This window comes from Sporobacter termitidis DSM 10068 (genome assembly GCF_900130065.1).
GTDB lineage: Bacteria > Bacillota > Clostridia > Oscillospirales > Oscillospiraceae > Sporobacter > Sporobacter termitidis.
Map to the genome: position 1 here is coordinate 208584 of NZ_FQXV01000005.1, position 20448 is coordinate 229031.

Annotated in this window: 18 protein-coding genes; 14 read left to right on the forward strand and 4 right to left on the reverse strand. The window is 57.8% G+C overall.

The genetic code is table 11. The features are described from left to right. The first annotated feature begins 84 nt into the window (after nt 1-84). Nucleotides 85-693 carry an HD domain-containing protein gene (locus BUB60_RS09140; RefSeq protein ID WP_242941177.1) on the forward strand — a complete coding sequence of 203 codons (609 nt, stop codon included), beginning with the start codon at nt 85-87 and terminating at the stop codon, nt 691-693. Nucleotides 694-860: 167 nt separating this feature from the next. On the opposite strand, the gene BUB60_RS09145 is transcribed toward BUB60_RS09140, so the two are convergent. Next, the gene (locus BUB60_RS09145) at nt 861-1052 is read right to left on the reverse strand and encodes a hypothetical protein (protein ID WP_073077990.1); all 192 of its coding nucleotides are present in this window, start codon (nt 1050-1052) and stop codon (nt 861-863) included. 155 nt (nt 1053-1207) lie between these two features. Between BUB60_RS09145 and BUB60_RS09150 the strand changes: the two genes are divergently transcribed. Beyond that, a complete protein-coding gene (locus tag BUB60_RS09150) occupies nt 1208-2467 on the forward strand; it encodes a glycoside hydrolase family 3 N-terminal domain-containing protein (protein ID WP_073077993.1) in 1260 nt (419 codons plus the stop codon). A gap of 52 nt (nt 2468-2519) precedes the next feature. Here the strand turns inward: BUB60_RS09150 and BUB60_RS09155 are convergent, their stop codons facing one another. Then, entirely contained in the window at nt 2520-2882 is a 363-nt protein-coding gene (locus BUB60_RS09155; protein ID WP_073077995.1) for a VOC family protein, read from the reverse strand. A 391-nt stretch (nt 2883-3273) separates the two neighbouring features. On the opposite strand from BUB60_RS09155, the gene BUB60_RS09160 reads away from it, so the two are divergent. The 4 genes from BUB60_RS09160 (at nt 3274) to BUB60_RS09175 (ending at nt 9298) form a co-directional block, all read left to right on the forward strand. Then, nucleotides 3274-5649, forward strand: a complete 2376-nt coding sequence (locus BUB60_RS09160; RefSeq protein ID WP_073077998.1) for a xanthine dehydrogenase family protein molybdopterin-binding subunit — start codon at nt 3274-3276, stop codon at nt 5647-5649. A 186-nt stretch (nt 5650-5835) separates the two neighbouring features. Beyond that, nucleotides 5836-7389 (forward strand): ClC family H(+)/Cl(-) exchange transporter, encoded by a 1554-nt coding sequence (locus tag BUB60_RS09165; protein WP_073078000.1) that lies wholly within the window; start codon nt 5836-5838, stop codon nt 7387-7389. Between the two features lie 119 nt (nt 7390-7508). Further along, complete coding sequence (locus BUB60_RS09170; RefSeq protein ID WP_073078002.1) at nt 7509-8357, forward strand: AraC family ligand binding domain-containing protein; 849 nt, start codon at nt 7509-7511, stop codon at nt 8355-8357. Between the two features lie 26 nt (nt 8358-8383). Then, the gene (locus BUB60_RS09175; protein WP_073078151.1) at nt 8384-9298 is read left to right on the forward strand and encodes a DMT family transporter; all 915 of its coding nucleotides are present in this window, start codon (nt 8384-8386) and stop codon (nt 9296-9298) included. Between the two features lie 67 nt (nt 9299-9365). Here the strand turns inward: BUB60_RS09175 and BUB60_RS09180 are convergent, their stop codons facing one another. Together BUB60_RS09180 and BUB60_RS09185 are read right to left on the reverse strand one after the other, a co-directional pair. Further along, nucleotides 9366-10328 (reverse strand): hypothetical protein, encoded by a 963-nt coding sequence (locus tag BUB60_RS09180; protein WP_073078004.1) that lies wholly within the window; start codon nt 10326-10328, stop codon nt 9366-9368. Between the two features lie 13 nt (nt 10329-10341). After that, nucleotides 10342-10947 carry a Fe-only nitrogenase accessory AnfO family protein gene (locus BUB60_RS09185; RefSeq protein ID WP_073078006.1) on the reverse strand — a complete coding sequence of 202 codons (606 nt, stop codon included), beginning with the start codon at nt 10945-10947 and terminating at the stop codon, nt 10342-10344. A 300-nt stretch (nt 10948-11247) separates the two neighbouring features. Here BUB60_RS09185 and nifH point away from each other — a divergent pair, with 300 nt between their 5' ends. The 8 genes from nifH (at nt 11248) to BUB60_RS09225 (ending at nt 20373) form a co-directional block, all read left to right on the forward strand. After that, nucleotides 11248-12069: a nitrogenase iron protein gene (nifH, locus tag BUB60_RS09190; RefSeq protein ID WP_073078008.1), complete on the forward strand. Its 822-nt coding sequence runs from the start codon at nt 11248-11250 to the stop codon at nt 12067-12069. Between the two features lie 29 nt (nt 12070-12098). Further along, the gene (locus tag BUB60_RS09195) at nt 12099-12422 is read left to right on the forward strand and encodes a P-II family nitrogen regulator (RefSeq protein ID WP_073078010.1); all 324 of its coding nucleotides are present in this window, start codon (nt 12099-12101) and stop codon (nt 12420-12422) included. A 12-nt stretch (nt 12423-12434) separates the two neighbouring features. Continuing rightward, nucleotides 12435-12818 carry a P-II family nitrogen regulator gene (locus BUB60_RS09200; RefSeq protein ID WP_073078012.1) on the forward strand — a complete coding sequence of 128 codons (384 nt, stop codon included), beginning with the start codon at nt 12435-12437 and terminating at the stop codon, nt 12816-12818. Between the two features lie 14 nt (nt 12819-12832). Further along, the gene (locus tag BUB60_RS09205; RefSeq protein ID WP_073078014.1) at nt 12833-14425 is read left to right on the forward strand and encodes a nitrogenase component I subunit alpha; all 1593 of its coding nucleotides are present in this window, start codon (nt 12833-12835) and stop codon (nt 14423-14425) included. After that, a complete protein-coding gene (locus BUB60_RS09210; protein WP_073078017.1) occupies nt 14425-15789 on the forward strand; it encodes a nitrogenase component 1 in 1365 nt (454 codons plus the stop codon). Before BUB60_RS09205 ends, BUB60_RS09210 begins: the two co-directional genes overlap by 1 nt. Nucleotides 15790-16059: 270 nt before the next feature. Next, on the forward strand, nt 16060-17406 hold the full coding sequence (nifE, locus tag BUB60_RS09215) for a nitrogenase iron-molybdenum cofactor biosynthesis protein NifE (protein WP_073078019.1): 1347 nt from the start codon (nt 16060-16062) through the stop codon (nt 17404-17406). A 15-nt stretch (nt 17407-17421) separates the two neighbouring features. Continuing rightward, nucleotides 17422-20064: a nitrogenase cofactor biosynthesis protein NifB gene (gene nifB, locus BUB60_RS09220; RefSeq protein WP_073078021.1), complete on the forward strand. Its 2643-nt coding sequence runs from the start codon at nt 17422-17424 to the stop codon at nt 20062-20064. Next, complete coding sequence (locus tag BUB60_RS09225) at nt 20065-20373, forward strand: 2Fe-2S ferredoxin (protein WP_073078023.1); 309 nt, start codon at nt 20065-20067, stop codon at nt 20371-20373. Nucleotides 20374-20448 lie beyond the last annotated feature (75 nt).

Sequence of the window (20448 nt, forward strand, 5' to 3'; positions counted from 1 at the left end):
CGCCGCGGCGGCAATAATAACTGCATGCGGCGGCACCCGCCCTCTCCATTCCCCGCCGGGAAAAATACAAGGATGTGATGAATTGTGCCGAAAGATTCAAAAGCCGCCGCCGAGCTGATGCGGCGGTATGGCGCCCTGAAAGAAAAGGTTGTCGAAAGGAAAGCCGCTTTTAAGGCCCTGTGCGACTTTATTGAAAGCAAAACGGAATGGCTGACGGCCCCCGCCAGTACGCGCTTTCATCTGTCAAAAAAGCACGGCCTGCTGGAGCACTCCTGCAACGTGGCGGAGACGATGCTGAAAATAAAGGACGCCCTGGCGCCCGGCATTTCGGACGAAAGCTGCGTCATCGTGGCCCTGCTTCACGATCTCGGCAAGGCGGGCATGCCCGGAAGCCCCCAGTATCTTGCCGGTCTGCCGGCGGAACGCCAGAACCGGTACGGGCACCCAGGCTGGGCGCCGTACCGGTTCAACAATGATCTGACGTATCTGAGCGTTCCGGTCCGGAGCCTGTATCTGGCGCTCCCTCACCTGCCCCTGTCCGAAGAGGAGGCGCAGGCCATCGTCTACCACGACGGGCAGTATGTGGAAGACAACCGCAGCGTCGCCAGGCACGAGACGCCCCTGACCCTGCTGCTGCAATACGCCGATAACTGGTGCGCGTTCGTAACGGAAAGCGCCTATACCCGGCCATAGGAAAAGCGCCTCATTTCGAGGCGCTTTTTTATCGCTCGCTTGCAGCGATTTATCAAATAGCCGATGGATAGTATGATTGAGAGGATAATGATGCTCATCGACGACCTTTCTCTTCTTCCGCTTTTCGCGCGGTCGCGCCAGGCGGCGGCGATACGCGCAGGACACAATCAATAATACCAGCCGAACATGAACTGCGCCCGGAGACGGGCCTCTTCTTCCTTCATTCTTTCACGCAGCTCCAGCTCCTCATTTGTCAAAGGCCTCTTCTCTTTTCTGGCGCTCGGTTTCTCTTCCCGGCCGGACGGCGAACTGCCGGAAACAGGCTTTTCCTCCTTGTTTACCGCATAAACGTATTCCATGCGCCATGTCTCCTTTATTTGAATGATGCAGACGGCTCAATACACTCATATGCCGCGGCGCCGCGGGTGTCTCCTCCGACATTGCCGCCGAATGTGTAAAGACGCGTCAAAACTTGGTATAATATACTTCAGAAACACGACTGACGGAGGCAACAATGAAAAAAGGTTTTTACGCATTCCGCGTACCGGCACTGGTACTGGCGGCGCTCCTGCTGCTGTCCTTGCCGGCCGGCTGCGGCGCGCGCCGGGCAGACGAAACCCCCGGCGCCTCCGCGACAGGCGCCAGCACCGCCCAAAGCCCCGCCGTTTCGCTTTCCCCGTCTCCCGAGCCACCGCCTTCCCCGTCGTCGTCGGAAGCGGTATCCGCTATCCCGGCGGGCTGGCGGGACCATGGCATTTTCGAGGACTTTTATGACGCGGCGTACGTCATGCTGCAGTCGATGACGCTGGAAGAGAAGATCGGACAGATGCTGCTGGTGCGCTGCCCTCAGGAGGACGCCGCCGGCTTCATCAAAAGCTATCAGCCCGGCGGCCTCGTTTTATATGAAGCCGACTTTCAGGGTAAGACGGCGGACGGCGTGGTCAAAATGATCGGCGACTATCAGAAGGCCGCGAAAATCCCGATGATGATATCCACCGACGAAGAGGGCGGGACCGTGGTCAGAATCAGCGGCAACAAGAATCTGGCCGCCCACAAATTTACCTCTCCCCAGGCCGTGTACAAAAGCGGCGGCATGGCGGCCATCCGCGCCGACGCGCAGAAAAAAGCGGCCCTGTTGAAAAGTCTGGGCCTGAATATGAATCTCGCGCCGGTGGCCGACATCTCCACGAACCCCAAGGATTATATCTATGCCCGGACCTTCGGCCAGGCGGCGCCGGCGACGGGCGACTATGTCCAGGCCGTGGTGGCGGCCACGCGGGACACGGGGCTTTCCTCCGCGCTGAAGCATTTTCCGGGATACGGCGGCAACGTGAACACACACACGGGCGCCGCCGTGGACGACCGGCCGCTCAGCGAATTTTATGACAGCGATTTCATTCCGTTTGAGAGCGGCATTGCCGCCGGGGCCGAGAGCGTGCTGGTCTCGCATAACATTGTCAATTGCATGGACAAGGGCGTGCCTGCGTCGCTTTCCCCGGCGGTGCACAATATCCTGAGGACGACGCTGAGCTTTACGGGGATCATCATGACGGACGATTTGTCCATGGACGCCGTCAAGGATGACGCGGGCGCCGGAGACCCCGTCGTCACGGCGGCACTGGCCGGAAACGACATGCTCCTGCTGCAGGACTACAAGAGCGCCTTTCAGTCTCTCCTCTCCGCCGCCCAAGCCGGCACCCTGCCCGCTGAAACGGTCGACCACGCCGCTTTCCGGGTCCTCGCCTGGAAGCTGGCGCGGGGCATCATACAATAAACAATCAAAAGGCGGCGCCCTGTGAGAGCGCCGCCTTTTGATCTGCTTATGCTTACGCGATATTCTCCACCAGCTGTATCTTCATGCCGTTCGGGTCCTTTACGAAGAAGAAGCGGACGTGCGGGTTGGGCTGAACGGGGCCGCCCTCGACCTTGATGCCCTTCTCCCGCACAAGCGCGAGGGATTTGTCCAGCGACTCGACTTCAAAGCCCCAGGAGATGTCGTCCCCGACGCTCACATCGCCGCTCCCGCTGCAGATGAGTTCGATCTTCGTTTCGCCCGCGCCTAAAAACGCGATCTCCGTGTCGGGCCCGCCTTTGAATCTGTTGACCACCTCAAGTCCGACGATGTCCGAGTAAAATTTGATCGATTCCTCCAGGTTCTTTACTCTCAATGTGCTCCAGCAGAATTTCATCGCATTGCCTCCTTAAAATAACTGTAATATCGTCCGTCCGCCTGTGGGCGGACGCTGCCTGTCCTTATTATATCATAGCTTTAGCTATGATATATGGCCATTCGCGCTCGGAGAGCGCGAGGCCTTAAATCCAAGCGCGCGAGCGCGCGGCGCTTACACGCGCAATATAATGAATTCATGGAATTCATTATATCACGGCCGCCCGCCAAATTTAACCCGTTTGGCGGCTTTATGCGGCCGTGAATACTTGCTATTTTCGGGCATCTCTTGTACTATGAAGAAAAACGTGAAATTACGGCGTGCCGCCCGCCGGTAAAGCGGCGGCCGCGATACATACCGATACCCCGGAGCATCGGGGCTTATCGTCTTATCGCGGCGAACGGAGCGTTTTATGGCTGATTTAGCTGGCGTCAACGGTCAACGCGAAAACTTCAGAGTCGTTGGGAAACCAAACCTCCCCGGCGTCTTATCCTACGCCCTCGCCACGGGCGTGGCGAAATTCGGCATCGATTACGTGCTGCCCGGTATGCTCCACGCCAAGTTCCTACGCAGCCCCTATGCCAACGCCAAGGTCCTGCGCGTCGGCACGGCGAAGGCATGGGCGCTCCCCGGCGTGGCGGATATCGTCACCTGGGAGGACGAGGATGTCAAAAACCTCGTCAGCTACGGCGAGCACTGGGGCACCCTGCGGCCGTGGCTGGATAACATCGCCGACCAGGAGGGCACGGAGGTCGCCGTTATTGTCGTGGCGGAATCCGAGGAAATCTGCGAGGAAGCGCTCCGCCGTCTCGACGTGGAGTGGGAGGTGCTCCCCCACGTTGTGAATCTCTCAAAAGGCAGGCGGGAGGACGCTTTTGTCATCCGGCCGCAGGACAGGTCCACGCCGGTCTTCGGCGCGCCTGACCCGAACGCGCCCCCCAATCCGCCCAAAAAGGGCAACGTCGCCTATTCAAACGTCTGCTGGGGCGATATTGAGGAAGGCTTTCGGCAGGCCGACGATATCGTGGAATACGACATGACCATACCTGCCTTTGCCTCCCACGTGCCGAACCCATACGGCTCCGTGGCATGGTGGTCAAAGGACAGCTACAGCGGCGAGCGCGAAACGCTGCACATTGAGGGCGCCGTCCGCGAGCGGCTGCCCATCAGCCGCATGTATGATACGCCTTTGGAAAACGTCGTACAGGAAGGCCTGTTCATGGGCGGCAAATACTGTGACTGGGGCCTGCGGCGATCCCAGGAGATCACGCCGCTGCTGGCAAAAAGGACAGGGCGCCCGGTCCGCTGCGTCATGTCCCGGGAGGAGACGTTTGACTCCGTCATTATGCAGCAGCGCCATATGCGCCTGAAGGTCGGTTTCACAAAGGAAGGCCTCATCACCGCCATTGACGACCACTCCGTCTCGGACGGCGGCATCTGGGGCAGCTCCTCCTTCGGCCATGTGGGCGACTTGAAGCACGGCCCTTACAACGCGATCAAATGTAAAAATATCCGCCAGCAGATGGAGATCGTCGATTCAAACCGCAGCACCATGTGGGTCACTGGACAGCACTGCCCCTTCAACTGGGACGTCGTCACGGTCGCCATCTACCTCATCGCCGAAAAGCTGGGCAAGGACCCCATCGACGTCACGCGCACAAACCTCCACGGCCCGGCCTCCAAGGACGACCCGAACCCCGTCCCGAGCTTTGAGGCGTGCGTGGCGGCGGGTAAGAAGCTCATGGACTGGAACTGGCATCCAGCCACGACCAAAAAGCTGCCTGACGGAAGAATGCACGGCGCGAGCTTCCGGTATCAGCTGTGCGTGCGCCATTCCGTTTCCGGCTATGCCTGCAAGCTGGAATTCCGGGACGGCGTGGTACACATGCCGACGCAGGGCCCTGTTTTCGGCGCCTACATGGTGGAGCCCAACGCCATGGTCGTCGCGGAGGAGCTGGGCCTCGAATACGAGGATATCAGGGTCGATTTCGATTACCGGGCAAAATTCTCGCCCGTCGGCGGCGGCTCGGACGGCACCACGGCCTCCTCCTGGGCCATGAAGGAATGCGCCAACATCCTGAAAAAGCAGATTCTTGAAGCCGCCGTTGAATACGCCGAAAGCTGGCCTCTCATACTGATGGCGCCGCTCCAGGGTACGCCGCTTCCGGAGCCGGGCCCCTTCAAGGGCTGCAAACCGGAAGACCTCGATATTATGGACGGCAAAATCTTTGTAAAAGCCGATCCCGAGAGATCTGCGCCCCTGGCGCAGGCCACGAATCGGGAGCTGGTCGCCACCTATTCGGGACGGCCGCCGCTGGCCGCCTGGCTGACCGGCGCCAACGGGCTCATTCTCGATACGATGAACACCGTCTACTGCGAGGTGGCGGTGGATACGGAAACGGGCGAGGTGGAGATTCTCCGCTTCGGCGCGGTGGTGGACCCGGGCAAGGTCATGCGCCGGACCTCGCTGGAGAGCCAGATCGACCAGGTTATGTACTTCAGCCAGGGCTGCCAGCTGCTGGAGGATTATGTCTACGACGAGCGCACCGGCGTCAAGCTCAACAGCAACATGATCGACTACAAAAAGCCGACAATGCTCGACGTCCCCCAGGTTGACCGCGAGCTGCTGGAAACGCGCTCCGGCAACGGCGCTTACGGCGCCAACGGCATCAGCCACTCGATGGCCAACACCCATCTGGTCGTCACCGCCATCCACAACGCCATCGGCGTCTGGGTAGACCCGCCGGCAACGCCCGATAAAGTCCTCCAGGCGCTGGGAAAGGCCTGAGGGCGTATCTTTATATAAGCAGTCCGGGGCTCCCTAAATGAGCCTCGGACTTATTTATGGCGTATTTTTAGCTGTTCCGATAACAATGTGGCGCTTTTACCGTATATATTTATGCAATCGGAATTTTGTGTACGCGGCGGCATGATGATACAATAACCTTATGACCTTTATTTGGGAGGCTTACTCGTGATTAAGTCCAAAGTACATGAAATACTCTCAGAATTAAACCAGCTCAAGTGGAGCGGCGCGGTCAAGGGCATCTTGGTAGGTCTGATCTCGGGGCTCCTTGTCGTGCTGTACCGGCTGGGTATCGAATACGGGTATGCGTCCTCAGTCAGGATATTTTCTTATTTAAGGCTGCACCCTCTGGCGATCGTTCCCTGGGTCGGGGCGGCCGTGGGCCTGGGGTTATTCATCGCCTGGCTCGTCAAAAAGGAACCGATGGCGTCCGGGAGCGGCATACCCCAGGTCGAGGGGCAGGTCCTTTACGGGCTGCGGCTGAAGTGGTATTCCATCCTCGCCGTCCGGTTTATTGCGGGCCTCATGTCCTCCCTTTTCGGCGTATCCCTCGGGCGGGAAGGCCCCTCTATCCAGATCGGCGCCTCGGGCGGCCAGGCCGTGGCGAAAAAGATCAGCCGGAATAAGCTGGAGGAAAATTACCTCATCACGGGCGGCGCGGCCGCAGGGCTTGCCGCCGCGTTCAACGCCCCCCTGTCCGGCATCGTTTTTGCCCTGGAGGAAGTGCACCGGAGCTTTTCGCCCCTGATTCTGATCGCGGCCACAACAGCCTCCCTGACGGCCGACGTGGTCTCCAAATACTTCTTCGGCCTGACGCCCGTGCTGGATTTCAGGACGGTGCCGCAGCTGCCGGAGGCGCAGTATTTCTGGCTGATCCCCTTGGGCATCCTGGCCGGGCTCGTGGGCGCGCTGCTCAACAAATCGCTGCTCCGATTTCAGCTTTTATACCGCAGGCTGCCCCGCTTTATGGGGCCGGCAGCGGCCCTGCTTTTAACGCTGCCCTGCGGGCTCTTTCTCCCTCAGATCCTGGGGGGCGGCGCCAACCTCATCAACATTGCCGAAAACGTCAGCAGCGGCGCCGTTATTCTTCTCGTTTTCGCCGTCACCAAACTCGTGTTTACCTGCACCAGCTTCGGCAGCGGTATTCCGGGCGGCATCTTCATGCCGATTCTCTCCGTGGGCGCGCTCTCCGGCAGCCTTTTCGGCATGGCGTGCACGCATTTGGGACTGCCGCCGGCGTATATCGCCGATTTTGCCGTCTGCGGGATGGCGGGGGCGCTGTCCGGCTCCGTCAAAGCGCCGATTACCAGCATCCTTTTGACGGCGGAGATGACGGGGTCCCTCGTCCATCTGCTGCCGGTGGCCGCCTGTTCCTTTGTCGCGCTGTTCGTCTCCGACTTTTTGAAGGTGACGCCCATCTATGAGGCGCTTTTGGAGCGGATCATCGAAACCAATGAGGACACGATCAAAAACGACAAGGTCGGCGGCCTGGTGGAAATCCCCGTTGAGCTGGGCTGCGCGGCCGCCGGCAAAAGGATCGGGGATATCGACCTGCCGGAGGGCACGCTGATCGTGAATATCCACCGCGGCAGCAAGGACATTGTCCCCGGTCAAAACACGGTGATCGCTCCCGGGGATTATCTCGTCCTGCTCTCCTCGGAGTCCTCGTACGCGGACCTGCACCTCCGCGTCAGGGAGCTTTGCCATTCAAACGCCAAATAAAGTTATGCGATATCCGAAAACAAGGTGTCGTTCAAATGGCGCGATGCCTTGTTTTTCTTTGCTGAGAAGTCAGAGGGCAACATCATACAAGAATACTGCCGCCGCCTGTGATACGCTGAATGTCCGGAAAGGAGGGCGCGCTTACGGAGCCGGAAATAAGAACTGTAAAATATGATGCCGAATTGAACGTTGAAGCATATCATTTTCAAGGCATTATGCAGAAATTCCCCAATCATTTTCATGCGTATTATGTCATTGGGTTTATTGAAAAAGGCCGGCGGTATTTATACTGCAAGAACAGGAAATACACCGTCGAGCCGGGAGACCTGCTGTTATTTAATCCCCGCGATAATCATGCCTGCGAGCAAATCGACGGCGAAGCGCTGGATTATTGCTGCATCAATATCCAGCCGGATACTATGCGCAAAGCCGTCTTTGAGATCACGGGGGAAGCGTATCTGCCCTATTTTACACTGCAGGGGATTTTTCACAGCGAGCTGGTTTCTTTGCTGAAGGACCTGCATCAAATGATTATGAACGAAGAAAAAGATTTTAGAAAAGAAGAAATCTTCTTTTTCCTTTTAGAGCAGCTGCTCGAAGAACATACGAATCAGGAAGTATTGACAGCAGACCTACCGCAAAGCGCGGAGGTAAGGGCCGTTTGTAAATATTTAGAAGAGCACTACACAGAAAGCATTGCCTTGGACGACCTATGCAAGCTGACCGGATTGAGCAAGTATTATTTGCTGCGCTCTTTTACAAAGCAAAAGGGCATCTCGCCGTACAGCTATTTAGAAACGATAAGGGTTGATAAGGCAAAAAAGCTGCTGGAACGGGGCGTGCTGCCCATTGCCGCGGCCTTACGGACAGGGTTTAGCGACCAAAGTCACTTTTCCAATTTCTTTAAGAAATTTATCGGGCTGACGCCAAAGCAGTATTTGAATATTTTCAGGGATACGCACAGCTGAACCCTCGTATAGAAAGGATTTTCATGGTGGACAGGAAAAAGGAGCTTACCGGGCATTTATTCGCGTTTATTACGATCTTTATTTGGGGGACGACCTTCATATCGACAAAGATACTCCTGAGAGCCTTTTCCCCCATTGAGATATTGTTTTTACGATTTACGATAGGCTTTATTGTATTGCTGCTTATTTATCCTCACAGGCTCAAAGTGAACGAGCGTAAACAGGAGCTGTACTTTGCCGCCGCCGGCTTATGCGGCATTACCCTGTACTATCTGCTCGAAAATATTGCCTTGACTTATACCCTTGCCTCCAACGTGGGCGTTATTATTTCTGTCGCTCCGTTTTTCACCGCTATATTTGCTCACCTGTTTTTAAATGGAGAGAAATTGAAGCTGCAGTTCTTTATAGGCTTTATTGTTGCCGTCATTGGGATTTTTCTGATGAGCTATAACGGAAGCCGTCGTCCGCAGCTCAATCCGCTGGGGGATATACTGGCGGTCCTGGCTGCCGTTGTATGGGCGGCCTATTCTGTCCTGACAAAGAAAATCAGCGGCTTTCACTATAACACCATTCAGGCCACGCGGAGGATATTCTTTTATGGCTTGATTTTTATGATACCCGCCTTATTTATATTTGATTTTAAACCCAACCTCAGTGCTCTGACGCAGCCGGTCAATCTGTTTAATATCCTGTTTTTAGGATTAGGGGCATCCGCGCTTTGCTTCGTAACGTGGAATTCTGCCGTTAAAGTATTGGGCGCGGTAAAAACCAGCGGTTACATTTATCTGGTCCCGGTGATAACGGTTGTCACTTCGGTTATTGTTTTGCAGGAGAAAATAACCGGCGCCGCCGTGTTCGGTACCCTGCTTACATTAACAGGGCTGTTTATTTCAGAAAGCAAAATCTTTTCAAAAATAAAAGGAGCTTTAAAGCCTGAATAATTTGCAACTAAATGGCGCCTTTTACGCGGCGCCATTTCAAGCTGTAAGGGCCGCCTTCCGGCGGTCATCATTTTTTGCACAGGCTGCAGCTGGCGCAGTCGGCGGGGCTGCAGTTCGGCCTGTCGGCGGGATGGATGAAAAAGTCGTCGTGAAAGCTGAAAAGCGCGGCCGATTGATCGTCCGATATGATCACCGCCTCGCTGTCATGCTGAAAGCGGATATTTATCGGCAGGCTGACGCTTGAGCACGCGTCGTCGGCACAGAGCACCGCCGGCGAAAAGCTGTGGAACGCGCCCCCCGCCGCTTTGGCGAGGATACGTTCCCCGGCCGTTTTGAGGCCGGCGAGCCTGCCCTCCTTATCGAACACCAGAGAGTTTGAATCGGCGCTGATGCCGGTGGCGCTCGGGTCATAGGCCGTCAGCAGCCCGGCCGGCGTCTGCAGCCGTACTGGCTCCGCCGGCTCAATCGACTCAAGCTCTCCCGTGTCATAGAGCGAGAAGCCGTGCCGGGCTTTTATCTGCCCGAACCCGCGCAGGGCGGCGTCGATCTCCTCCCCCGGAAACAGGGTCACGCTTTTGATCTGTCCGCTTTTGTAAAAGCAGATGCAGGAGAGCATCGCCGTAAAAGACGTAAAGCCCAGGTCGAATGAAAGGGGGATATTGAGCTCCCGCTCGTCCTCCTCCGACCAGAAGCCGCTGAGGTGTCCGTCCAGCGGGAAAACGCGGTGCACCTCTCCGGTATCATAAAAGGTGATCAGCTCCGCCGGGAGCTCGCCGATGGGCGTCATCACCTCCTGCTGCTCCTCCAGGGCCACGGCCTTGATCATCCCGTTTTCGTGAAAGGTCACGGAGGCTTTGCTTTTGCGCCGGAGCGTCTCCTCACCATAAAAGGGGACGAGCTCCCCGGCGTGGGTGAGTATCACGTTCCGGTCTTCCAGCCGGAGGCCCTGGAACCTGCCGTCTGGGTAATGCGCCTGCGATACCACGCCGCTGAACACGCCATACGGCGTTTGAATCGTGCCTGTCGTCATTATCTCATCCTCCTCAGCACTGTTTTTTCCGAACCGTGGCGACAATCGTCTCGCCCTCCTGGCCGCTCACAATCTCATAGGGGCCGTTCTCAATCCAGGGCGGTACGTGCGTGCAGGCCAGCCTGAGCTCATAAAACGGCGTCGTCTCCAAAAATTCCAGGAGCGCCCGCTTCGACGTCACCTCCGGGTGGACCTCCTGAAGCCTTATGAGATCCAGCCGATACACGCCCGGCGTTTCCGTTTCGACGGGCCGGGCGGGTGTCTCCGCCGCCCCATCCGCTGCGTCCGCGTCTTCAAGGTCGCGGAGAATGCCGTCCAGCGTGCCGGGGGTAAAATCGCTGACCTCAAAAATTGAAAAGCCGCGGCTGTCCAGCTCTCTGTACAAAACGCCCGAGAAAGTCGATCCGGCGGCGATCCGGCAGCCGGCAAGGCGATCCATCAGCGCAGCGAGGTCTCTCCTGACGGACCCTATGGCAGCGTCCGGCGGCATGTTTACATAAAAACAATCCATTTCATTCCACGACGTGTCGTTTTGTTCAAAAACGATAACGCGCAGCATCGTTGCCTCCGAATCAGTCTTGAATCCGTTCTGTATGAATACTGCAATTTTGGTAGCCAAAGAGCATCGCTCCTCCTCTGTTTTGAAATTTGATATGTGCCTTAATTCATATTGTATTAATGCGGTGCCTAACTGTCAACTAAAACGCCGTGTTTTGCATCGGAGCGGCGCATTTCTGTAAATGTTACATAAAAAAGTCCTCTCCGGTGTTCGCATTTTTCAAAATCTGGTGTATTGCCGCGCCGGGCGCTTATCGCTATACTGAAAATACAATTTCAAAACTACCCGAGGACAAAGGGGTTCGCACAGCATCGCTGCGCGGGCCCCTTTAAAAATTTCAAGGATATGGAGGGCAAATCTATGAGACAGGTTGCTATATACGGAAAAGGCGGTATCGGCAAATCAACCACCACGCAGAACCTCAACGCCGGCCTCGGCGAAATGGGCAAGAAAATCATGATCGTCGGCTGCGATCCGAAAGCGGATTCAACGCGGCTGATCCTCGGAGGCTTGGCCCAGCAGACGGTGCTCGACACTCTGCGGGAAGAGGGCGACGACATCGAGCTGGATCTGGTTTTGAAGCCCGGGTACGCCGGAATCAAATGCGTTGAATCAGGCGGACCGGAACCGGGCGTCGGCTGCGCCGGGCGCGGTATCATCACCTCGATCAACCTGCTGGAACGGCTTGGCGCCTATGAGGATGATCTGGACTATGTGTTTTACGACGTTCTCGGCGACGTTGTGTGCGGCGGCTTTGCGATGCCGATCCGCGAGGGCAAGGCCCGGGAGATCTACATCGTCTGCTCGGGTGAAATGATGGCGATGTACGCGGCCAACAACATCTCCAAAGGCATCACCAAATTCGCCAACACCGGCGGCGTCCGGCTGGGCGGCCTCATCTGCAATTCCCGTAAGGTCGACGGCGAGGCCGAGCTGGTCGAAGCGTTCGCCAAGGAGCTGGGTACCCAGATGATCCACTTCGTCCCCCGCGACAATATGGTACAGCGCGCTGAAATCAATAAAAAAACCGTTATTGAGTATGACCCGGAATGCAATCAGGCCAACGAATACCGCGCGCTGGCCAACAAAATAGATGGCAACGACATGTTCGTCGTTCCGAAACCCCTAAAGCAGGAGCGCCTCGAGCAGATTCTTATGGAACACGGCATTCTCGACATCTGATCCCAACAATTAAGTAAAGGAGAATTGACATGTTACTGATCAGAGCAATCATCCGGCCGGAAAAAACAGGCCTCGTCATGTCGGAGCTTGTGGCCGCCGGCTTCCCTGCCCTGACAAAGATGGACGTCTACGGCCGCGGCAAGCAGAAGGGCATCACCGTCGGCGAAATTCACTACGACGAAATTCCGAAAGAAATGCTCATGATCGTCTGCAACGACGAGGATAAGGACGACATCATCCGGGTCATCCTGCGGTACGCCAAAACCGGGGCCGGCACCTTCGGCGACGGACGCATCTTCATCTCTCCTGTTGAGGAGGCCTATACGGTCAGCACCGGCAAAGCGGGCCTGTAAGGAGGCGTCGATATGAAAGAAGTCATGGCGATTATCCGCATGAATATGGTTAACCCCACGAAAACCGCCCTGGCCGGCGCCGGCTTCCCGGCCTTCTCCTGCCGGAAGTGCCTGGGCAGAGGCAAGAAAAGCGTTGACATGGCGGTAGTGCAGTCACTTTTGGAAACCGGAGAAACCCCGATGAATCCCGTCGGCGAGCACCTGACGGAGTCACACCGGCTGATTGCCAAGAGGCTCTTTACCATCATGGTCGACGACGGTCAGGTCGGCGAGGTCGTTAGGATCATCATCGAAACGAATCAGACCGGCAACCCCGGCGACGGCAAAATTTTCATTCTCCCGATCATGGAGGCTTACACCGTCCGGACCGGGGAATCGACGAAGGACGCCTATTAGGAAGGTGATTTACCATGAATGAAAGAACGAGAATGCTGGATAAGTACTCCTCCCGTGTCTATAAGAACAGGAAAGATCACGTCATCCAGATTGAAAACGCCCCCAGCGGCCAGGAGATCACGGCCAATACCAGGACGGTGCCGGGCATCATCACGAACCGCGGCTGCTGCTACGCCGGCTGCAAAGGCGTTGTCGTAGGCCCCATGAAGGACTGCCTTGTCATCACCCACGGCCCCATCGGCTGCGGTTTCTATACCTGGGGCACGCGGCGCAATAAGGCGGCGTCCGAAAAGGGCGGCCAGAACTATATCCCCTACTGCTTTTCAACCGACATGCAGGAACCCGACATCGTCTTTGGCGGCGAGAAAAAGCTGGAGAAGGCAATCAGCGAGGCCATGGAGATTTTCAAGCCCGAGTGCATCATGATCTGCTCGACCTGCCCTATCGGCCTCATCGGCGACGACGTTCACGCCGTGGCCAGACGCACCGAGGAAAAGTACGGCATCAAATGCATCGGCTTCTCCTGCGAGGGCTATAAGGGCGTATCCCAGTCGGCCGGCCATCACATCGCCAACAATGGGCTCATGAAATATATCATCGGCACCGGCGACAAAAGGCCGAAGGCAAAGCATTCCATCAACATCCTGGGGGAATACAACATCGGCGGAGACGGCTGGGAGGAAGAGCGCGTCCTGAAAAGGATCGGCTATGAAATCGTTACGATCTTCACCGGCGACGGCTCTTACGAGACGATGAAAAACGCCCATCTGGCCGACCTCAACCTCGTCATGTGCCACCGTTCCATCAACTATGTGGCCGAAATGATGAAAACAAAATACGGCACGGATTGGCTGAAGGTGAATTTCGTCGGCATCGGCGCCACGATCCAGTCGCTCCGGGACATGGCCAAATACTTCAACGATCCTGAGCTCACCGAGAGAACCGAGGAAGTCATCCAGGATGAGCTGGCCGCCATTTTTGACGAGGTCGAATACTACAAAAGCAAGCTTAAAGGAAAGAAAGCCGGGGTTTTCGCGGGCGGCTCGCGCTCCCATCACTACCAGGCGCTGCTGCGGGACTTCGGCGTGGAGACCATTATCGCCGGCTATGAGTTCGCCCATCGGGACGACTATGAAGGCCGCGAGGTCATCCCGACGATCAAAGAGGACGCCGACAGCAAAAACATCGAAAACCTTACGATCGAACCGGACCCCGAGAAGTACAGCCCCAAGTTTACGGAATCCGAGATCGAAGCGCTGCGCCGCGATATCCCGCTGGATAACTACGCCGGCATGATCCGTGAGATGAAGGACGGCTACGTCGTCATCGACGACTTTAACCACGCGGAGACGGAAATGCTTATCAAGCTCATGAAACCCGATATTTTCCTCTCGGGCATCAAGGACAAATACATCATCCAAAAAGGCGGCACGCCTTCAAGACAGATGCACTCGTACGATTACTCCGGGCCGTATGCGGGCTTCAAGGGCGCGGTCAATTTTGCCAGAGACGTCGCCATGGCGATATATACAAACGCCTGGGCCTTTGTGGTGCCGCCCTGGAAAACGCAGTCCACACTCGTCGGCACAGTCGGAGGTGACTCATAATGCTTGACCTGACACCGAAAAAAATTACGGAACGCACCGCGCTCCGTATCAATCCCTGCAAGACCTGCCAGCCGGTGGGCGCGATGTATGCAGCGCTGGGCGTTCATAAGTGCATGCCGCACAGCCACGGCAGCCAGGGCTGCGCATCCTTCCACAGGATGTATCTCTCCCGCCACTTTAAAGAGCCCGCGGTCGCCTCCACCAGCTCCTTCACAGAGGGCGCGTCTGTTTTCGGCGGGGGCAGCAACGTCAAAACAGCCGTCAAGAACGTGTTTGACATCTACGATCCCGACATCATCGCCATCCACACGACGTGCCTGTCCGAGACGATCGGGGACGACCTGAACTCCTACATCATGGACATGGACATTCCGGAGGGAAAGCTTGTCGTGCATACTAACACGCCAAGCTACGTCGGCTCCCACATCAACGGCTTTTTTAACATGATGTGCGGCTTTATCAATTACCTGACGAAAAAGTCCGGCACACCTAACGGCAAAACAGCCATCTTCCCCGGCTTCGTCAACCCGGGCGACATGCGGGAGCTCAAGCGCCTGGCGACGCTGATGAACGTCCCCTTCACCATGTTCCCAGACACCAGCGGCGTGATGGACGCCCCGATGACCGGCCGCTTTGAGATGTATCCCGACGGCGGCACAACCGTGCCGGAAATCGCGGGTCTTGGCGACTGCGGCGAGATTCTGGCGCTCGGCTCCATCACCAGCATCGAGCCGGCCGAGCTGATGAAAAAGAAATTCAAGGTTCCCTATACGCTGCTGCCCCTGCCCATCGGCGTAGAGGCCACCGACCGCTATATCATGGAGCTCTCCCGGATCTCGAAAGCCGAGGTTCCCCGCGAGCTTGAGGAGCAGCGCGGCCAGCTTATCGACATTCTCCTGGACTCCAACCAGTACACCCACCGGAAAACCGTCGCCATCTACGGCGATCCGGATACCGTCGTCGGCCTGACGGCCCTCTGCCTGGAAATGGGCATGCTCCCGAAATACGTCATTACCGGCACCCCAAAGGAGGAATTCACCCGCGAGGTGCGTGCGCTCCTGGAGCGGTACGGTGAGACGGACGCCGTCGTCAAGGCCAACACGGACCTGTTCGAGCTGCATCAGCTTATCAAAAACGAACCGGTCGACCTGCTTTTGGGGGGCAGCTACGGCAAGGCCATCGCCAAGGCGGAGAACATCCCGCTGGTGCGCGCCGGCTTCCCGGTCCTGGACCGGTATGTCCACTCCTACCTCCCGCTTGTCGGCTATACCGGCATGATCCGCATGGTGGAGCACATCACCAACACCCTCATGGACCGCCAGGACGCCGATTGCGCCGACGAGGATTTGGAAGTGGTCATGTAAATCCCCGCGCAGGGGCGATGCACGAATCGCCCGCCGTCCCCTTCCCCGTCGGGCGCGATATTCCGGCGCGTCTCAGTACCCCCCGAGGCGCGGCATACCGGGCGTGCCCATCGGGCGATTCGCGGATCGCCCCTGCATCAAATCTATTTCGAAGGGCGGAGCCCGGCGGGAATTATCCCCTGCGGCATCCGCCGGCACCATAAAGGCATGGGGCTTTACCCCATGCCTCAACGCATAAAAATACTGTTTTTCAAGAAGGAGGCCGGAAACATGGTCAGAAGGCAAAGCATTTTGGAAGAGCGAAAGAAATCAATTATCGACAAGGCCTCTTTTTGCCGGGGAGACGGCTCGGGCATCAGCTGCGGCAAGTCCAGCGTCTCGGGCGCCGTCAGCCAGCGGGCCTGCATGTTCAGCGGCGCGCGGGTCGTCCTGAATCCGATCACCGACGCGTATCATATCATTCACGGCCCCATCGGCTGCGCTTCCTACACCTGGGATATCCGGGGCAGCCTCACCAGCGGCTCGGACACGTTCCGCACCAGCTACTCCACCGATCTCCGGGAGACGGACGTCATCTTCGGCGGGGAGAAAAAGCTGGAGGCCGCCATCGACGAGCTGGTGGCACAGGAATCGGCAAAGCTCATCTTCGTCTACGGCACCTGCATCGTGGGCGTCATCGGCGACGATATCGACGCCGTCTGCCGACGGGCGGAGGAAAAGCACGGCATCCGGGTCATCCCGGTGAAGGCCTCGGGCTTTTCCGGCACGAAGTCCCAGGGCTACAAGCTGGCCTGCGACGCCATCATGCAGCTTGTCGAACCCTATAAGAATATCCCGAAGGTCAAAGGCATCAACATCCTCGGCGACTTTAACCTGGCCGGCGAGATGTGGATCATCAAAAGCTACATGAAAAAGCTCGGCATCCCCGTCGTCTCCACCGTCACCGGCGACGCCAGCTGCGAATCTTTGCTCCGGATGCCGTCGGCGCAGCTCAATATCGTGCAGTGCGCCGGCTCGTCCACGTACCTTGCCACGCGGATGGAGGAGGAGCTGGGCATCCCGTTTATCAAGGTCAGCTTTTTCGGCGCGGAGGACACGACAAACTCCCTCATCCGCATCGCCCAGGCGCTGGGCGACGAGGCGGCGGTGCGCAAGGCCGTGGCCTTCACGACGGAAGAGGCGGAGGCCGCCGAGGCCTTCCTTCAGGCGTACCGCCCCAAATTTGAGGGCAAAAAGGCCGCCATCTATGTGGGCGGCGGATTCAAGGCCATCTCGCTGATCAAGCAGTTTAACGAGATGGGCATCGAGACGGTCGTCGTCGGGACGCAGACCGGCAAGGAAGAGGATTACGAAATCATCGAGCATCTGGTCAACGAAAACACCGTCATCCTCGACGACGCCAACCCCTCGGAGCTGGAGGAGTTCATGCTGGAAAAAGGCGCGAATATCCTCGTCGGCGGCGTCAAGGAGCGCCCCCTGGCCTATAAGCTGGGCATCGCGTTCTGCGACCACAACCATGAGCGCAAGCACGCGCTGGCCGGCTTCGAGGGCATCAGGAACTTCACCAGAGAAGTCAATTTATCCATCAACAGCCCGGTTTGGGAGTATTGCCGTTAGCAAGGAGGTCTTTTTATGGGCGCAAATCTTAAGAGTCTCAATGTCAACCCCTGTAAAATGTGCATGCCGATGGGAGCCGTCAGCGCTTTTGCCGGTATCAAAAACTGCATGTCGATCCTGCACGGCTCGCAGGGGTGCGCCACTTATATCAGAAGGCACATGGCCACACACTACAACGAACCCGTCGACATCGCCTCCTCCTCTCTCACCGAGCACGGCACCGTCTTCGGCGGCCGGGAGAATCTCCTGAAGGGCCTTGAAAATCTCATCAAGCTCTATAACCCGCAGATCATCGGCGTGGCCACCACATGCCTGGCCGAAACAATCGGCGAGGACGTCCCGGCGATCATCAGGGAGTTTTACGACACGCACCCGGAGAGCACCGTCAAGATCGTGAGCGTAGCCTCCGCCGGCTACGGCGGCACCCAGTACGAGGGCTTTAACAGGGCCTTATGGTCCGTCGTCTCACAGGCCGACATGGACCCCACGCCGAACGGGTATATGAATATCGTCACGCCCATGCTCTCACCCGCCGACTGCCGGCTCCTCAAAAACCTGCTGGACAGCATGGGGCTGAAATACGTGCTCCTGCCCGACCTGTCGGAGAATCTGGACGGCGTGCACGTGGAACGCTATGAACGGCTCAAGGGCGGGGGAACGTCGCTTGCGGATATCTCCAAAATGGCCGGCGCCCGGCATACCATAGAGCTGTCGCTCTTTAACGGCGACAAGTTCTCACCCGGCAAATATCTGGAGGAGCGTTATGGCGTGCCGCTGACAAAAATGGCGCTGCCGGTGGGCATCCGGGACACAGACGCCTTTATTGACACGCTCGCGGCTCTGGGCGGTGCCCGGCCCGAGGCGCTCGTCACCGAGCGCGGCCGGTATATCGACGCGATGATCGACAACCATAAATACTGCGCCGACGGGCGCGCGGCGATCTTCGGCGAACCGGACTTCGTGTATTCCATGACGCGGCTCTGCTGCGAAAACGGCACCGTGCCCGTCATTGCCGCCACAGGCTCCGTCTGCCCGGCACTGAAAGCAGCGCTGGAGGACGAGGTCCGCCGTGCCGCGGATAGGGCGCTCACGGAGGGTGGCGTCGTCCTGGACGACTGTGACTTTGACCTTTTGGAGAACCACGCCAAAGCGCTCGGCGTCAATCTCATGATCGGCAGCTCCGACGGCCGCCGGACGGCGCGGCGGCTGGGCGTGGACATTGTGCGCTGCGCCTTCCCGATCCATGACAGAGTCGGCGGGCAGCGGATCAAAACGCTCTGCTACGAGGGCTCTCTGAACATCCTGGACCAGGTTGCCAACGATCTTCTCGCCAAGAAGGAGGAGGGCTTCCGGGAAGAGCTGTACGACCGCTATTTCGACAAGGAACAGCAGGCGGCGCCCGTGGCCCCCGCCCAGGATATCCCCAGTATCCCCGATATGCTGAAAAAGACGGAGACGCACCCGTGCTTCAACTGCTCCGGCGGGAAATATGCCAGGATTCACCTGCCCATCGCCCCGAAGTGCAACATCCAGTGCAACTACTGCGTGCGGAAATACGACTGTCCCAACGAGAGCCGGCCCGGCGTCACCACCAGCGTGCTCGCGCCGGAAGAAGCCGTGGAACGGTACGTTGCCGCCAAGAGTAAAATCCCCAATCTCTCGGTCGTCGGCATCGCCGGCCCCGGCGACGCGCTGGCGAATTTCGATGAAACCCGGGAAACGCTCCGGCGCATCCGCGCGCTGGACCCCGACGTCACTTTCTGCCTGTCCACCAACGGCTTGCTGCTGCCGCTTTACGCACAGGAGCTCATCGACCTGGGCGTATCCCATATCACGGTCACCGTCAACGCCGTGGACCCGGAAATCGGGGCAAAAATCTATAAGCACATCGATTACATGGGCACACGATTTACTGGCCTTGCGGCAGCGTCCATCCTGCTGGCCAACCAGCTGTCCGGCTTGAGGTACCTGACGAGCCGCGGCATCATTTGCAAGGTGAATACCGTGCTGCTCCGCGGCATCAACGACACGCATATCGAGGAGGTCGTCAAAAAGGTCAAGGAGCTGGGCGCCTATATCTCGAACATCATGCAGCTGATCCCGGTAAAGGGCTCCGCCTTCGAGAATCTGGAGCTCGTCAGCAACAGGGAGATCATGGCCATCCGGGAAAAATGCGCGCCGGAGCTCCGGCAGATGTACCACTGCCGGCAGTGCCGCGCCGACGCCGTCGGCACGCTGGACGAGGATCAGTCGCTCAGCTTCAGGAGCCCGTGCAAATCCGCCGGTGCCAGGAGCGTGACAAAAACGAAAAAGTATGCCGTGGCGTCCAAGAGCGGAAGCCTTGTCGACCAGCACTTTGGCCACGCCCGTGAGTTTTACATCTACGAGTCCGACGGGGCCGCCGTCAGGTTCATCGAAAAGCGCCTCGTCAAAAACTACTGCAACGGCAAGGAAGACTGCTTTGAAGACAAAAAGCCGGCGATGGACTCCATCCTCTCCGCCGTTTCCGACTGCGGCTATGTTCTCGCTCTGAGGATCGGGGACGCGCCGGCGCGGAAGCTCCAGAGCCTTGGGATCGAGGTCATCTCAACGTACGACAGGATTGAGGACGCGGTGCTCAAAGCCGCCGCCGGACAACAAAAAAAGGAGATATGCTAAATGGTCAGTCCGAAATACCACATTTTCGTCTGCACGAGCTGCCGGACCAACGGCACGCAAAAAGGCTTCTGCCACCAGAAGGACAGCGTCAAAATCATCGAGAAATTCATGCAGGAGATCGAGGACCGTGACCTGACGGGGGACTGCATGGTCAACAATACCGGCTGCTTCGGCATCTGTAGCCGCGGCCCCATCGCCGTGGTCTATCCCGAGGGCACTTGGTACGGCGGCCTCACGGAGGATGCCGTGGAGGAGATCATGGACCAGCATATCGAGGGCGGCGGCGTGACCGAAAAATACAGAATTTAACGGACCACCGGGCGATCACAGATCGCCCCTACGGTCATTTTGCAGGATTGTGGTAGGGGCGAACTGTGTTCGCCA

What these genes read in the sequence shown, in the direction of transcription:
- BUB60_RS09145 (WP_073077990.1), bottom strand. Translation starts at nt 1,052, where the DNA reads ATGGAATACGTTTATGCGGTAAACAAGGAGGAAAAGCCTGTTTCCGGC.
- BUB60_RS09150 (WP_073077993.1), top strand. Translation starts at nt 1,208, where the DNA reads ATGAAAAAAGGTTTTTACGCATTCCGCGTACCGGCACTGGTACTGGCG.
- BUB60_RS09155 (WP_073077995.1), bottom strand. Translation starts at nt 2,882, where the DNA reads ATGAAATTCTGCTGGAGCACATTGAGAGTAAAGAACCTGGAGGAATCG.
- BUB60_RS09160 (WP_073077998.1), top strand. Translation starts at nt 3,274, where the DNA reads ATGGCTGATTTAGCTGGCGTCAACGGTCAACGCGAAAACTTCAGAGTC.
- BUB60_RS09170 (WP_073078002.1), top strand. Translation starts at nt 7,509, where the DNA reads ATGTCCGGAAAGGAGGGCGCGCTTACGGAGCCGGAAATAAGAACTGTA.
- BUB60_RS09180 (WP_073078004.1), bottom strand. Translation starts at nt 10,328, where the DNA reads ATGACGACAGGCACGATTCAAACGCCGTATGGCGTGTTCAGCGGCGTG.
- nifH (WP_073078008.1), top strand. Translation starts at nt 11,248, where the DNA reads ATGAGACAGGTTGCTATATACGGAAAAGGCGGTATCGGCAAATCAACC.
- BUB60_RS09195 (WP_073078010.1), top strand. Translation starts at nt 12,099, where the DNA reads ATGTTACTGATCAGAGCAATCATCCGGCCGGAAAAAACAGGCCTCGTC.
- BUB60_RS09200 (WP_073078012.1), top strand. Translation starts at nt 12,435, where the DNA reads ATGAAAGAAGTCATGGCGATTATCCGCATGAATATGGTTAACCCCACG.
- BUB60_RS09205 (WP_073078014.1), top strand. Translation starts at nt 12,833, where the DNA reads ATGAATGAAAGAACGAGAATGCTGGATAAGTACTCCTCCCGTGTCTAT.
- BUB60_RS09210 (WP_073078017.1), top strand. Translation starts at nt 14,425, where the DNA reads ATGCTTGACCTGACACCGAAAAAAATTACGGAACGCACCGCGCTCCGT.
- nifE (WP_073078019.1), top strand. Translation starts at nt 16,060, where the DNA reads ATGGTCAGAAGGCAAAGCATTTTGGAAGAGCGAAAGAAATCAATTATC.
- nifB (WP_073078021.1), top strand. Translation starts at nt 17,422, where the DNA reads ATGGGCGCAAATCTTAAGAGTCTCAATGTCAACCCCTGTAAAATGTGC.
- BUB60_RS09225 (WP_073078023.1), top strand. Translation starts at nt 20,065, where the DNA reads ATGGTCAGTCCGAAATACCACATTTTCGTCTGCACGAGCTGCCGGACC.